We start from the raw sequence: 13837 nt of genomic DNA, 5'->3' as shown, positions 1-13837 counted from the left end.
AAACTCGCGAAGCCGACGCTACTCACCGCGCCAGACATGGGGGGTCTTGTCGACGAAGGCCTTGACGGCGCTCTTGAAGTCGCGGCTGGTGTAACAGAGCGCGATCAGGTCCTCCTCGCTGCCAGCCGGAGGCCGCCGTGCCGCCAGCACACGGCTGACCCCCTCCTTGGAGGCGCGCAGCGTCAAGGGCGCAAAGCCACCCAGCCTCTCGGCCACCTGCCTGACCTCCGCCTCGATCTTCTCGGTGGCGACGACCTCGGTGACCAGACCCGCCTGCTTCGCCTCATCGGCACCGAACAGCTTGGCCAGCATCAGCACCTCCTTGGCCCTGGCGGCACCGACCAGATCGACCAGGCGCGACACGTTGGTAATGGAGACGCAGTTGCCGAGGGTCTTGGCGATAGGCACGCCGAAACGCAGATCGGGCGTGCAGTAGCGAAAATCGCAGGCCATGGCGATGGCCGCACCGCCGCCGACGCAGAACCCCTCCAGCAGCGCGATGGTGGGCTTGCCAAGCGACTCCAGAGCGCCGATGACCTCGTCGATGCGGTGCTCGTAGTCCAGCGCGTGCCGTGCCGTTTCGAAGCCGGTGAACTGCTTGATGTCGGTGCCGGCAACGAAGGCTTCACCGCCGCTGCCGCGCAGCACCACCACGTCCACCTCCGGGTCGTCGCTCAGGGTCTGGCAGTGCCGCTCGAGCGCGTCGTACATGCCCCAGGTCATGGCATTGCGCACCTTGGGGCGATTGAAGATCAGCCACGCGATGCGTCCGTCCTTGATGAGTTCCAGCTCGGCCGTCGATTTCGGCTCCATTTGACCTCCTGCTTCATCAGCGGCTGGCAGCAGCCGTTAGGCCTCACCTGCCTTCTCAGCCGGCGCCAGAGTCGAGCTAGCGCCTCTTTTCGTAATTATGAACTCATAATTCATTTCATCAAGTTAGACCTTTGGCTATCATTGGCATGAGGAGCCGAAGAACTACCTAATGAAAACAATGAGATGAACGAGATCAGAGTAACAGAGAGAAATTCGTTATGAATTCTGAATTATTGACGTCTCGGACTTGGCTCCCTAAGTTGGAGCCATCCCCTGCATGAGCCACGCCTCGGCGGCCCCACCGGCGGCTGCCCGAACGAACGACGACAAGGAGCTAGCGCATGACGACGTATGCACTCGGAGAGACCCGCCCCCGCCACGACGACAGCGTATTCATCGCCCGCGAAGCGGCCGTGATCGGCGACGTCAGAATGGGCAAGGACGTCAGCATCTGGCCGGGCGCCGTGCTGCGCGGCGACAACGAGCCCATCAGCATCGGCGACAACAGCAACATTCAGGAGAATTGCGTGCTGCACACCGACCCGGGATTCCCGCTGAGCATCGGCACCGACGTCACCGTCGGTCATCTGGTGATGCTGCACGGCTGCAGCATCGGCAACGGCACCCTGATCGGCATGCAGTCCACCGTCCTCAACGGGGCGCGTATCGGTGAGAACTGCCTGATCGGTGCCGGATCGCTGATCACCTCCAACAAGGAATTTCCGCCCAATTCGCTGATCATGGGCACGCCGGCCAAGGTGGTGCGCAAGCTGAGCCCGGAAGAGGTAGCCGGCCTGAGCGCCAGCAGCCAGAGCTACGTGGAACGCAAGGCACGCTTCCTGGCCGAGCTGACACCGTTGGACTGACCCGCGGGCCAGCCGGCCCGCTCACCCTGGCTGCTAACTCCTTGCCGCCAGCCCTGGCCGGGGCCCCGTCACGACGACGAGGAGCGTTTGCTCGCCGGCTGGATGCGCCCTGCCCCCATCAGATCGTCGGGATCGAACACCGCCTTGATGCCCGCCAGCAGGCGGCGCTCGGTGACGGTGAGCCGGTCGAGAAAGGCCGCCTGCTTGCTGCGGCCGATGCCGTGCTCGGCGCTGATGCTGCCATCGAAGCCATCCACCACCGTGAAGATCGCTCTCTCCAGGCGCTCGAACAGGGCCGGCAGCGCCTCTGCCGGCGTCTCGGCGGGTGGCAGCACGTTGATGTGCAGATTGCCGTCGCCGATATGGCCGTAGGCAATGACCTGCGAGGTGGGCGACAGCGCCGCGACCTCCGCCGTGGCCTGCTCCACGCATTCGGCAATCGCCGAGATCGGCACCGAGACGTCGGTGCGCAGGTGCTCACCGCGCAGCAACTGACCCTCCACCATGCTCTCGCGAATCGCCCACAGCTGACCGGCCTGGGCGACGCTGGAGGCCAGCACGCCGTCCAGCACCACCTCGTGTTCCATGCCCGCTTCCAGCAGCCCTTCGAGCAGCCCGGACAGATCCACCGGCCCGGTGGCCGTCAGTTCGAGCAGCACATGGTAGGGATACGCTTCATCGAAGGGGTCGGCGAGCTGCGGTGCGGCCTCGAAGGCCAGCTCCAGGCACAGGCGCGGCATCAGCTCGAAGGCGGAGAGCAGGTCGCTGCAGCGGCGCCTGGCCAGGGCATAGAGCCGCACCGCGGCCTCCACCGAAGGCACCGCCAGCAGTGCGGTCTGCGACTGTTCGGGGCGCGGCGTCAGCTTGAGTACCGCCCCGGTGACGATGCCCAGCGTGCCTTCGCTGCCCAGAAAGAGCTGCTTCAGGTCGTAGCCGCGGTTGTCCTTGTGCAGCGCCTTCATGCCGTTCCAGATCTCGCCGTCGGGCAGCACCACCTCGAGACCCAGCACCAGCTCGCGCATCATGCCGTAGCGCAGCACGTTGACCCCGCCGGCATTGGTGGCGATGTTGCCGCCGATCTGACAGCTGCCCTGGGCGCCCAACGAGAGCGGAAAGAAACAGTCCGCCTCCTCGGCGGCGCGCTTGACCTCCTCGAGAATGCAGCCGCCGTCCACCGCCATGCTGAAGTTGAGCGGATCGAGCCCACGGATGCGCGTCATGCGCTCGAGGCTGATGACCACCTCGGGTGTCCGGCTATCCGGCAACGCCCCCTTCACCAGGCCGGTATGCCCGCCCTGGGCGACCATGCGGATCCCGTTACGGTGGCAGTAACCCACCACCGCCGCCACCTCCTCGGTGGTCCGGGGACGCACCACGGCCAGCGGCATGCCCAGGCGGGCGCCGGCCCAGTCGCGCACGTAGCGCTCCTGGTCGGCGGCCGCGGTGATTACCCCATTGGCTCCCAGCAGCTGGGTGAAGGCGGCGACGGCATCGTCGTGGTGCGTCATGTCGGCATCTCTTTTCAGAAAACGATTCGATGTGCTGAGTGGGTTGGCTCGGTCTCATTCGGCCGCTGCCTTGTGACCGCGCCGGCGTACCGTCATGAACAGCCGCTTGGCGAGCGGATAGAGCACGAACAGCAGGATCAGCGTCAGCAGTGTGGCCGCAATCGGGCTCCGCAGAAAGATCATCGGATCGCCGCGGGAGATGTCGAGCGCCTGGCGCAAGCTCGTCTCGAGGCGAGGCGTGAGCACGAAGGCCAGCAGCAGCGGCGCGATCGGGTAGCGGGCGGCAGTCATGAAGAAGGCCACCACCCCGGCGCCGAGCATGAACCAGACGTCGAACATGCTGTTGTTGACGCTGTAGGACCCCACTACGCACACCACGGCGATCACCGGGATCATGATCGAGGCCGGGATCAGCAGCAGCTTGACCAGGAACGGAATGATCGCCAGCGCCGCCAGTACCGCCATGACGTTGCCCAGGTACATGGACGAGATCAGCCCCCAGACGAAGTCGGGATTGTTCTGGAACAGCAGCGGCCCGGGCTGCAGGCCCCACATCATCAGCCCGCCCAGCAGCACCGCCGCGGTGCCCGAGCCGGGAATGCCCAGCGACAGCAGCGGGGCGAACGAACCGGCGGCGGCGGCGTTGTTGCCCGCCTCCGAGGCCGCCACCCCCTGGATGCGCCCCTTGCCCAGCTCGTCGCCGTTGCGGCCGACCTTCTTCTCCAGCACATAGGAGAGAAAGGAGCCGGTGGTGGCCCCGGCGCCCGGCAGAATGCCCACCAGGTTGCCGAGCACCCCGGAGCGTAGCGAAACCGGCAGGATGCTGAGCGCCTCCTTGCGATCGAGCAGGCTCTCCTTCAGCCCCAGCCGGCCGCTCAGCCCCTTGGCCGAGGGATCGACCCGGTTGACCATCATCACCAGCACCTGACTGAAACCGAACATGCCGATCACCAGCGGAATGAAGGAGATGCCGTTGAGCAGATACATGGAGTCGAACGTGAAGCGCGGCTGGCCGAAGGCCGTACCGATGCCGATCGTCGCCAGCATCACGCCGATGAAGGTCGAGATCAGGCCCTTGAGCGGGTTGTCCCCCAGCAGCCAGCCGATGGAGCAGAGCGCCAGCAGGATCAGCGCCGCCACCTCCGCCGGCCCGAACATGAGGCCCACGTGGGCCAGTATCGGCCCCATGAAGGTGAGCATGATGATGCCCACGGTACCGCCGATGAACGAGGAGATGTTGGCGGTGAACAGGGCCTTGCCGCCATGCCCCTGCTGCGACAGCGGATAGCCGTCCAGCGAGGTCACCACGGCCGGCGCATCGCCGGGGATGTTGAGCAGAATGGCACTGTACGAGCCGCCGTACATGCAGCCGTAGTAGAGCGCCCCGAGCATGATGATGCCGGTGATGGGGTCCATCTGGAAGGTGAGCGGCAGCAGCAGGGCGATGCCGGTGACCGAACCGAGGCCGGGGATGGCCCCGACGATGATGCCGAGACCGGCGCCGACCAGGGCCGCCAGGATGTTGCTGAACGTCAGCGAGGTGGCGAACCCCTGCATCAGGGACTGTAGGATATCCATATGCGACTCTTCGTTCGGTTAGGTGAACGGCGCCATGAGCGCGCCTTCGGGGAAAGCCACCATCAGCCACATGCCGAACAGCAGATAGATCGCACCGCCCGCACAGGCGCCGATCGCCACGGACTTGAGCCACGACTGCCGCTCGATCAGCGCCATCCACAGCACGATGAACAGCGTCATCGCCAGCACCATGCCGAACAGCGGTATGCTGGCGATGGCCAGCCCCATGGCCACGGCGGGCCATAGATTGCGCCAGCTCACGCGATCCGTCTCGAACCGGCGGCGCAGCAGCTCGTAGCCACCGAGCAGAGCCGCCCCCAGCCCCATCACCACGGGGAAGAAGCCGGCCCCGGGGCCGTTGTGCATCCATACCCCATACTTCCACCAACCGAAGCCGGCCCAGGCGAGCCCCATCACGATGATGCCCAGTGTGACCAGCGGGGAGAGCCAGGAGCGGCCCTCATGGGCCGGCTCTTGATTCACGCTTGACATAGTGTGCGCCTCTTGCGGTAGCGACCGACCGGAAACGAACGAGGTGGCCGCAGCAACGAGCGGGGCGCGGCCACCCATCGGCGGCCGCGCCCCGCGAGCCTCAGTCGATCATGCCGGCTTCCTGGAACAGCGCCCGGTAGCGCTCCTGCTCGCGCTGGTAGTACTCGGCGCTCTCCTCGGCCCCCATGAACGTCGGGATCAGGCCGTTGTTCTCGACGTACTCCTGGGTCCACTTGTCGGTTTCCGCAGCGGCACGGAAGACGTCCTCCCAGAACTCGACGGCCTCCTCGGGCATGTCGGGCGGGCCGGCATAGCCACGGAAGATCATCAGTTCGAGGCCTTCATAGCCCAGCTCGTCGAAGGTCGGCACCTCGTCGAAGGGAGCGTCGAGGCGCTCCTCCGAATAGGTGGCCAGGAAGCGCACCATGCTCTGGTCGACCCGCGAGCCCAGCTTGAAGATGGCCGCATCGATATGGCCGCCCAGCAAGGCGGAGGTGACGTCGCCGGTGCCGTCGAAGGGCACGTACTGGAAGTCGACGCCCAGGTTGTCGTCGAGCATGGCGAAGGCCAGGTGGTCCTCGCCGCCGCGACCGGCCCCACCAACGGTGATGCCGCCCGGGTCCTGCTCGGCGCGCTCGATCAGGTCGTCGAGATTCTCGATGTCGCTCTCGGCCCTGACCCCGACGAACAGCGTGTCCAGCGACAGCGTGGCGAGCGGTGTGAGATCGTCGAGCTGCACCGAGGCGTCGTTGACCACCATGCTCATCATCTGACCGCCGTTGAAGGTCGTGATGGTATGGCCATCGCCGCGCTTGCTGTAGGTATAGCTGTTGCCTACCGCACCGGAGCCGCCGGGGCGGTTGTTGATCAGAATGTTGCGGTTGACCATGCCGGTCTCGCGAATCGCTTCGACCAGCATGCGTGCGTTGATGTCGCTGCCGCCGCCGGCGCTATATGGCACCACGAACTCCACGTTGCGCTGCGGCTCCCAGGCATGGGCGCCGCCAACCAGCGCCAGGCAGAGCACTCCGCAGAGTGCGGTCTTGCCGACCATCACTGTTTTCGTCATCTCTCGATCACCCTGTTGTCGTTGTCGGTTCAGAAGCCATCGCCAAGACATGGCGGCAACTGGCGTATTCACGGGCACGGTCGGATGGGCGTCTCCTTCCGCTTAAAAATAATTATGAACTCATAATTCATTTCATCAACGTCGACTTTGGTCTAGCCGCGGCGAGTGACAGCGCTTCAGGCAGGGCGCGGCACGCTCGGTCTGGCGGATGCCACCTGCCGGCGCAGCTCCGTCACCAGCTCGGCGGCGGCGCTGGAGAGCGGTTCGCGCTTGCGGGTGATGATGCCGTAGTAGTCCAGCGGCTTGCCGATGGTCAGCGGCAGTACCGCGTACTGGCCGCTGGCTAGGGGACGCTTGAGCACCGACCAGGGCAGCACCGCCAGCATCGGCGCGTTCAGCAGCAACTGCAGGGTGGTCTGGGTCGAGGTGGTCTCGATGGTATCGTCGGGCGAGGCGATGCCGGCGTCGGCCAGCGCGGCCTCGATGACCTGGCGCATGGGGCTGGTGGGCGGGTGCAGGACCCACGGCCAGTGGCGCAGCGCCGCGAGCTCGACCCGCTGCTGGCCGGCCAGAGGATGATCGTGAGCCACCACGACGCGCAGCGGCTCCTCGAGCAGCGGCTCGAAGTCGAACAAATTGTGTTGATTCACCGCCGTGAGCCGGCCGATCACCAGATCGAGCTGCTTGTATTCGAGGGCCTGCAGCAGACGATCGCTGCTCTGCTCGTCGATGCTGACCGACAGCCGCGGCCGCTGTCGCTTGAGGGCGGCAATGGCCGCCGGCAGGATCTCGGGGGCGGCCGCCGGGATGGCGCCGATCAGCAGCCTCCCGTAGCCGCCCTCGCGCATGCGCTGGACGTCCTCGACCATGCGCTCGATGTCATTGAGCAGGATCTCGGCGTGCCTCACCAGCTGAGCCCCCAGCTCGGTCGGCACCATCGCCCGCGGCTGGCGCTCGAAGATGGCAAAACCGAAATGGGTCTCCAGGTCGCGCAGCATCTTGCTCGCCGCCGGCTGGCTGAGATGCATGTGCCGGGCGGCGGCGCGCATGTTGCGGCGCTTGTCGAGGTGGATCAGCAGCAGCAGGTGCTTGAAGCGCATCCAGCCGCACAGGCCGGCCGATGACAGTTTGTCCACGTTTTCCGGCCCTCTGATAACCTATGCCGATCAACCAACATAGGCGCTGCTGCCAGCGGGAGCAACCACGCCTTCGCCGCCGTCAGGCGTCGTGACTGCCGAGCAGACCGATCAGTTCGGGGAGCGTGGCCTGGGCATGCCCCGCCGCCTCGGCCTGCCCCAGCACCTCGTCGATACCTGCCGCGGCCACCTTCGCCGCCCCCAGGTCGCCGGCCATGGCCAGGTAGTAGCCGAGATCCTTGTGGGCGTTGGCGATGCTGAAACGGAAGCCCGAGGTGTCGCGCTCCTGAATGTAGGGCCGCAGCCGCTCGAGCACGGTGCCCGCCCCGCCGCCCTTGGCCAGCACGTCGACGAAGACCTCCGGGTCGATGCCGCCCCGCTCGGCGCATGCCGCCGCCTCGGCCAGCACGGTGGAGAACCCCACCGAGACGAAGTTGTGCAGCAGCTTGAGCTGATGGCCGGCACCCACCGGGCCGGCATGGGTGATGTTCTCGGCGAAGCTCTCGAGCAGCGGCCGCTGCGCCGCGAACAGCTCGGCATCGCCCCCCACCAGCAGATTGAGCCGCCCCTCGGCGGCCTCCTTGGGCGTGCGCGTCATGGGGGCGTCGAGAAAACGTCCGCCCGCCTCCGCCACCGCCTCGGCGATGCGCAGCGTCGAGCTGGGAATCGCCGTGGAGCAGTCGATGATCACGCTACCGGGCCTGAGCCCCTGCAGCACGCCATCCTCGCGCAGCAGCACCTCCTCGACCTGGGGCGAGCCGGTCACGCAGAGAATGATGACGTCGGCATGCCGGGCCAGCTCCGCCCCCGTGGCGAACGCCTGCGCCCCGTTCTCGAGCAGGGCAGCAACGGGCTGGTTGCCGGGGTGCTCGAGAAAGGCCAGCGGCCAGCCGGCGCGCTGAACGTTGGTGGCGATGCCGTGGCCCATCAGGCCGATGCCGATCATGCCCACTCGCTGTTTCGACTGCGTGTCGCTCATGTCACAACCCACCCATGCAGAGATACTTGATTTCGATGTAGTCCTCGATGCCGTACTTGGAGCCCTCCCGCCCGATACCGGACTCCTTGACGCCGCCGAACGGGGCCAGCTCGCTGGAGATGATGCCTTCGTTGATGCCCACGATGCCGCACTCCAGGGCCTCGGCCACCCGCCACACCCGGCCCACGTCGCGGGTATAGAAGTAGCTGGCCAGGCCGTATGGGGTATCGTTGGCCAGGCGCACCACCTCCTGCTCGTCGCTGAAGCGCAGCAGCGGCGCCACGGGACCGAAGGTCTCCTCGTTCATCAGCCGCGCATCGCTGGAGACGTCGGTGAGAATCGTCGGCTCGAAGAAGTTGCCGCCCAGCGCATGTCGCTGCCCGCCCAGGTAGACGCTGGCACCGCGCTCGCGGGCATCAGCGATGTGCTCCTCGACCTTGGCCACCGCGGCCTGATCGATCAGCGGCCCCAGGGTCACCCCCTCCTCCAGGCCATTGCCGACCCGCTGCGCCGCCACCGCCTGGGCGAGGCGCTCGGCGAAGTCAGCGTAGATCCGCTCGTGGACGAAGATGCGGTTGGCGCACACGCAGGTCTGGCCGGTGTTGCGGAACTTGGACGCCATCACCCCGGCCACCGCCTGATCGAGATCGGCATCATCGAAGATGATGAAGGGCGCGTTGCCACCCAGCTCCATGGAGACCTTCTTGACCGTCTGGGCACAGGCGGCGAGCAGCACCTTGCCCACCTCGGTGGAACCGGTGAAGGAGAGCTTGCGTACCAGCGGGTTGGCGGTCAGCTCGTCACCCACCGTGCGGGCACTACCGGTCACCACGTTGAGCACGCCCCGGGGCACGCCGGCGCGCTCGGCCAGCTCGGCCAGGGCCAGCGCCGAATAGGGCGTGCTGGATGCCGGCTTGACCACCACCGTGCAGCCGGCCGCCATGGCGGCGGCGGCCTTGCGGGTGATCATCGCGTTGGGGAAGTTCCAGGGCGTGATGGCGGCCACCACGCCGACCGGCTCCTTGGTGACCACGATGCGGCGATCTCCGGCATGGGCCGGGATGACGTCGCCGTAGATCCGCTTGGCCTCCTCCGCGAACCACTCGATGAAGGCAGAGCCGTAGGCGATCTCACCCCGAGCTTCGGCCAACGGCTTGCCCTGCTCCAGGGTCAGGATACGGGCCAGATCCTCCTGATGGGCCATGCACAGCTCGTACCAGCGCCGCAGGATGGCGGCTCGCTCCTTGGCGGTCCTGGCCTTCCATTGCGGCAGGGCGCGGTCGGCCGCCTCGATGGCCTCTCGCACCTGGGCCTGGGTCAGGCGGGGTACGCTACCCAGCCGCGTGTTGCTGGCCGGATCGACCACCTCGATGATTGCCTCGTCGCTGGCATCGACCCAGCTTCCGTCGATGTAGGCGTGCTGCCTGAACAGCGCCGGGTCCTGCAGCTGCGGCTGCCGACCGCCGGTCGCGCTGCGCTTTTCTCCAATGTCTTCGTCTCCAATGCCCTCGTCTCCCCTATTCTCGTTTCCCATGTCCTCGCGCATCTTCTCCTGCCTCCTCTCGCATCACGGGCTGTCTGACCACGGACTGTTTAATCACGGACTGTCTGACATAGAATGATCTTGAACTTTGAATTATGAATCCAAAATTAAGAATCATACTTTCGTCGAGAGGAACCCGGACGCGCCGCATCCTCGAGGGCCATGGCAGGCCCTGCAGCGCGAATCGATAACCCCTGGTTAACGTAGATACGAAAAAAACGATTGGCAGGTTATTGAATTGGCCGCCAGGCTGGGTTGGACAACAAATCTTTACTTCTCTTAGACCTTGCTGGAATTGTCGCCATGACCACCATCACCCGCCTCGAGGTTCAGGACATCCGCTTTCCTACCTCGCGCTCGCTGGACGGCTCCGATGCCATGAACGCGGCACCGGACTACTCCGCCACCTACGTCACCCTGCACACCGATGCCGGAAACGGGCTCAGCGGCCACGGCCTGACCTTCACCATCGGCCGCGGTAACGAAATCTGCGTCAAGGCCGTCGAGTCGCTGGCCTATCTGATCGAGGGTCGCCGGCTCGACGACATCACCACCGAGATGGGCCGCTTCTGGCGCGAGCTGACCAGCGGCGACAGCCAGCTGCGCTGGATCGGGCCGGAAAAGGGCGCGATCCACCTGGCCACGGCGGCCATCGTCAACGCCGTCTGGGATCTGTGGGCCAAGACGGAAGGCAAGCCGGTGTGGAAGCTGCTGGTCGACATGCCCCCCGAGCAGCTGATCCGCTGCCTCGACTTCCGCTTCGTCACCGATGCCCTGACGCCCGAGGAAGCGCTGGGGTTGCTCCGGCGCAATGCCGCCGGCCGCGCCGACCGTGAGCGGGAGATGCGCGAACAGGGCTACCCGGCCTATACCACCTCGGCCGGCTGGCTCGGCTACGACGACGACAAGGTGCGGCGCCTGGCGCGCGAGGCGCTGGCCGAAGGCTGGACACACTTCAAGCAGAAGGTGGGCGGCAACCTCGAGGAGGACCGCCGCCGCGCCCAGATCCTGCGCGAGGAGATCGGCTGGGAGCGCGCCCTGATGATGGACGCCAACCAGATGTGGGACGTCGACGAGGCGATCGCCAACATGCGCCGACTGGCCGAATTCGATCCGCTGTGGATCGAGGAGCCGACCAGCCCCGACGACATCCTCGGCCACGCCGAGATCCGCCGCCGGCTGGGCTCGATCGGGGTGGCCACCGGCGAGCACTGTCACAACCGGGTGATGTTCAAGCAGCTGCTGCAGGCCGGCGCCCTCGACTACTGCCAGGTCGACGCCGCCCGTCTCGGCGGGCTGAACGAGGTCATCGTGGTGCTGCTGCTGGCCGCCAAGCATGGCGTGCCGGTCTGCCCCCACGCTGGCGGCGTCGGGCTCTGCGAGTACGTGCAGCACGTCTCGCTGTTCGACTATATCGCCGTTTCGGGCTCCCTCGAGGGGCGCATCCTCGAGTACGTCGATCATCTGCACGAGCACTTCTTGCACCCCGTGACGATCCGCAACGGCCACTATCAGGTGCCAACCGCCCCCGGCTACAGCATCAGCCTCCACCCCGAGTCGCTGTCGCGCCACGCCTATCCGGACGGCGCCGCCTGGCAGGACGGCTGACCCACTGCGAAGGAGACCCAAGATGACCTACGCAAGACCCTGCATCGCCGTACCTCTGGGCGACCCGGCGGGCATCGGCCCCGAGCTGGTCGCCAAGCTGCTGGCCGAGCGCCAGGCAATCGATGGAGCCGACGTGGTGGTGGTGGGCGACCCCTGGCTGTGGCAGGAAGGCCAGCGGGTGGCCGGCACCGCGCTAACGCTGCCCGAGATCGCCTCCTGGGAGCAGGCCCGCGGCCAGGCCGGACCCGTACTGCTGCCGCTGGACACCATCCGGCCAGAGGAGGTCGAGTTCGGCCGGGTCGATGCCGCCTGCGGCGCCTCGGTGCTGAAGGTGCTGGCCCACTGCCTGGACGCCGCCCAGGCGGAACGCATCGATGCCATCTGCTTCGCGCCGCTCAACAAGCTGGCCATGAAGCAGGGCGGCCTGCGCCATGAGGACGAGCTGCACTTCTTCGCCGAATACCTCAAGGTGCCCGGCGAGGTGTCCGAGTTCAACACCCTCGGCAGCCTCTGGACCTCGCGCATCTCCTCCCACGTGCCGCTCAGCGAGGCCGCCCGCTACGTCACGCCGGAGCGCATCCTGAACGCCACCCGCCTGATCCACGACGCCCTGGTGGCAGCGGGCGTGGCGCAGCCGCGCATCGCCGTGGCGGCGATAAACCCCCACGCCGGCGAGGGCGGCACCTGCGGTCGCGAGGAGATCGACGTCATCGCGCCGGCCGTCGAGGCCTGTGTCGCCGCCGGCTATCCGGCCCAGGGCCCCTTCCCCGCCGATACCCTCTTTCGCCGTGCTCGCGACGGCGAGTTCGACGCCGTCGTCACCATGTACCACGACCAGGGCCAGATCGCCCTCAAGCTGCTGGGCTTCGAGCGCGGCGTCACCGTCCAGGGCGGGTTGCCGATTCCCATCACCACGCCGGCCCATGGCACCGCCTTCGACATCGTCGGCCAGGGCAAGGCCAGCGTCGAGGCCATGCGCCACGCCTTCGCCATCGCCTGCCGCATGGGGGCGCATCATGCCCGCAACCGCGGCGTTTAACCCAATCGACAGAGAGGAGTAGACGAAAGTCTATATAAAAATAATGAATTATGAGTTCATAATAACATAAGCACCTTGAAGGCACGCCCGCGCCCTGGGCCAGGCCCAGGCCACGGCACCCGTCCTACAACAACAACGAGGTCCAACATGACGCTCAAACACCGGTTCCCACTCGCCCTTGCGGCAGCCTTTGTCCTTGGGCTTGCCTCCGCTTCCGTCTCCGCCACTACTTTGCGTTACGCCCACGTCGGCGCGGAAGGCGATGCGCAGACCCGCTTCGCCTCGGAAGCCTCCGCCGCCATCGAGGAAGCCACCAACGGCGGTGTCAGCATCACCATCTTCCCTGCCAGCCAGTTGGGCGGCGTGGCCGAGATGGTGGATGGCGTCTCGCTGGGCTCCATTTCCATGGCCCATCATGAGTTCGCCTCCCTGGCGCAATCCGTACCGGACATCGCCGTGTTCAACGCGCCCTTCATATATCGCGATGCGGAGCATGCGCTCAGGGCCACTGACCCCACCTCGCCGGTCATCAGCGAAATGAACGAGCAGCTGATCGAAGAGGCCGGCATGCGCATCATCGGCAGGATGTACCGCGGCGCTCGCCACATCACGGCCAACTTCCCCGTGACATCTCCCGACGATCTGGCGGGCAAGCCGTTTCGTGCGGTACCGCTCGACATCTGGATCTCCATGGTTCGAGGCTTTGGCGCCGACCCCACCCCGGTAGAAGTCTCGGAGCTCCCCACTTCCCTGATGACGGGACTGGTCGTGGGTCAGGAAAATCCCTTGACCATGATCCGCTCCGACAACCTGCACGAAGTGCAGTCGCACGTTTCCATGACCGGCCACATGCACTCCATCCTCGCCGTCTTCATCAACGAGAACGTATGGCAGTCCCTGGATGAGGAATACCAGGAGGCCATCACCAACGTGCTGACGGAGAAAGCGGAAGAGTCCCTGCGCTGGGCGCAAGAGACCGAAGAGGAACTCATCGAGGAGCTGACGCAGCGCGGCATGACCATCATCACCGAAGAGGATGGCTTGGATATCGATGCCTTCCGCGAGCAGGTACTGGCACAGATCAACCGCGACTACCCCAATTTCGAGCCCTACATCGAGATGATCGGGGAAGTGGAGTAACGGTCCAGCTAGAGCATCTACCCAGCTACCCATACACCGGCGAGGGGCAATGGCCTCTCGCCGGAA

At 66.0% G+C, this 13837-nt stretch carries 12 protein-coding genes; 4 read left to right on the top strand and 8 right to left on the bottom strand.

Annotated features, from left to right (window positions below; all coding sequences use genetic code 11):
* Window positions 1-18: 18 nt before the first annotated feature.
* Window positions 19-813, bottom strand: coding sequence for an enoyl-CoA hydratase/isomerase family protein (locus C4S71_RS13575; RefSeq protein WP_103969496.1), 795 nt, complete (start codon window positions 811-813; stop codon window positions 19-21).
* A 341-nt stretch (window positions 814-1154) separates the two neighbouring features.
* Between C4S71_RS13575 and C4S71_RS13570 the strand changes: the two genes are divergently transcribed.
* Window positions 1155-1679, top strand: coding sequence for a gamma carbonic anhydrase family protein (locus tag C4S71_RS13570; protein ID WP_103969495.1), 525 nt, complete (start codon window positions 1155-1157; stop codon window positions 1677-1679).
* Window positions 1680-1747: 68 nt separating this feature from the next.
* Here C4S71_RS13570 and C4S71_RS13565 read toward each other — a convergent pair whose 3' ends face one another.
* The 7 genes from C4S71_RS13565 to gabD form a co-directional block, all read right to left on the bottom strand.
* Window positions 1748-3187, bottom strand: a complete 1440-nt coding sequence (locus C4S71_RS13565; RefSeq protein WP_086511807.1) for an FAD-binding oxidoreductase — start codon at window positions 3185-3187, stop codon at window positions 1748-1750.
* Window positions 3188-3241: 54 nt separating this feature from the next.
* Window positions 3242-4765 (bottom strand): tripartite tricarboxylate transporter permease, encoded by a 1524-nt coding sequence (locus C4S71_RS13560; protein ID WP_176342950.1) that lies wholly within the window; start codon window positions 4763-4765, stop codon window positions 3242-3244.
* An 18-nt stretch (window positions 4766-4783) separates the two neighbouring features.
* Window positions 4784-5257 carry a tripartite tricarboxylate transporter TctB family protein gene (locus C4S71_RS13555; RefSeq protein WP_103969494.1) on the bottom strand — a complete coding sequence of 158 codons (474 nt, stop codon included), beginning with the start codon at window positions 5255-5257 and terminating at the stop codon, window positions 4784-4786.
* A 100-nt stretch (window positions 5258-5357) separates the two neighbouring features.
* Window positions 5358-6326 (bottom strand): Bug family tripartite tricarboxylate transporter substrate binding protein, encoded by a 969-nt coding sequence (locus tag C4S71_RS13550; protein ID WP_234239473.1) that lies wholly within the window; start codon window positions 6324-6326, stop codon window positions 5358-5360.
* A 176-nt stretch (window positions 6327-6502) separates the two neighbouring features.
* The gene (locus C4S71_RS13545) at window positions 6503-7462 is read right to left on the bottom strand and encodes a LysR family transcriptional regulator (RefSeq protein WP_103969493.1); all 960 of its coding nucleotides are present in this window, start codon (window positions 7460-7462) and stop codon (window positions 6503-6505) included.
* A gap of 82 nt (window positions 7463-7544) precedes the next feature.
* Entirely contained in the window at window positions 7545-8441 is an 897-nt protein-coding gene (locus C4S71_RS13540; protein ID WP_146064604.1) for an NAD(P)-dependent oxidoreductase, read from the bottom strand.
* Window position 8442: 1 nt separating this feature from the next.
* Complete coding sequence (gene gabD / locus C4S71_RS13535) at window positions 8443-9987, bottom strand: NADP-dependent succinate-semialdehyde dehydrogenase (RefSeq protein ID WP_235014386.1); 1545 nt, start codon at window positions 9985-9987, stop codon at window positions 8443-8445.
* 300 nt (window positions 9988-10287) lie between these two features.
* Between gabD and C4S71_RS13530 the strand changes: the two genes are divergently transcribed.
* From C4S71_RS13530 to C4S71_RS13520, 3 genes are all read left to right on the top strand, one after another.
* The gene (locus C4S71_RS13530; protein WP_103969491.1) at window positions 10288-11592 is read left to right on the top strand and encodes an L-fuconate dehydratase; all 1305 of its coding nucleotides are present in this window, start codon (window positions 10288-10290) and stop codon (window positions 11590-11592) included.
* A gap of 22 nt (window positions 11593-11614) precedes the next feature.
* Window positions 11615-12631, top strand: a complete 1017-nt coding sequence (locus C4S71_RS13525; protein ID WP_103969490.1) for a 4-hydroxythreonine-4-phosphate dehydrogenase PdxA — start codon at window positions 11615-11617, stop codon at window positions 12629-12631.
* A gap of 147 nt (window positions 12632-12778) precedes the next feature.
* Complete coding sequence (locus C4S71_RS13520; RefSeq protein ID WP_103969489.1) at window positions 12779-13771, top strand: TRAP transporter substrate-binding protein; 993 nt, start codon at window positions 12779-12781, stop codon at window positions 13769-13771.
* Window positions 13772-13837 lie beyond the last annotated feature (66 nt).

Source organism: Billgrantia desiderata (assembly GCF_900108215.1).
Classification (GTDB): Bacteria; Pseudomonadota; Gammaproteobacteria; order Pseudomonadales; family Halomonadaceae; genus Halomonas; species Halomonas desiderata.
Note: the sequence above shows the minus strand (reverse complement) of the source record. Positions and strands in the feature narration are given on the sequence as shown.

Coding starts and splice junctions, on each gene's coding strand:
- C4S71_RS13575 (WP_103969496.1), bottom strand. CDS start 813: ATGGAGCCGAAATCGACGGCCGAGCTGGAACTCATCAAGGACGGACGC.
- C4S71_RS13570 (WP_103969495.1), top strand. CDS start 1,155: ATGACGACGTATGCACTCGGAGAGACCCGCCCCCGCCACGACGACAGC.
- C4S71_RS13565 (WP_086511807.1), bottom strand. CDS start 3,187: ATGACGCACCACGACGATGCCGTCGCCGCCTTCACCCAGCTGCTGGGA.
- C4S71_RS13560 (WP_176342950.1), bottom strand. CDS start 4,765: ATGGATATCCTACAGTCCCTGATGCAGGGGTTCGCCACCTCGCTGACG.
- C4S71_RS13555 (WP_103969494.1), bottom strand. CDS start 5,257: ATGTCAAGCGTGAATCAAGAGCCGGCCCATGAGGGCCGCTCCTGGCTC.
- C4S71_RS13550 (WP_234239473.1), bottom strand. CDS start 6,326: ATGACGAAAACAGTGATGGTCGGCAAGACCGCACTCTGCGGAGTGCTC.
- C4S71_RS13540 (WP_146064604.1), bottom strand. CDS start 8,441: ATGAGCGACACGCAGTCGAAACAGCGAGTGGGCATGATCGGCATCGGC.
- gabD (WP_235014386.1), bottom strand. CDS start 9,987: ATGCGCGAGGACATGGGAAACGAGAATAGGGGAGACGAGGGCATTGGA.
- C4S71_RS13530 (WP_103969491.1), top strand. CDS start 10,288: ATGACCACCATCACCCGCCTCGAGGTTCAGGACATCCGCTTTCCTACC.
- C4S71_RS13525 (WP_103969490.1), top strand. CDS start 11,615: ATGACCTACGCAAGACCCTGCATCGCCGTACCTCTGGGCGACCCGGCG.
- C4S71_RS13520 (WP_103969489.1), top strand. CDS start 12,779: ATGACGCTCAAACACCGGTTCCCACTCGCCCTTGCGGCAGCCTTTGTC.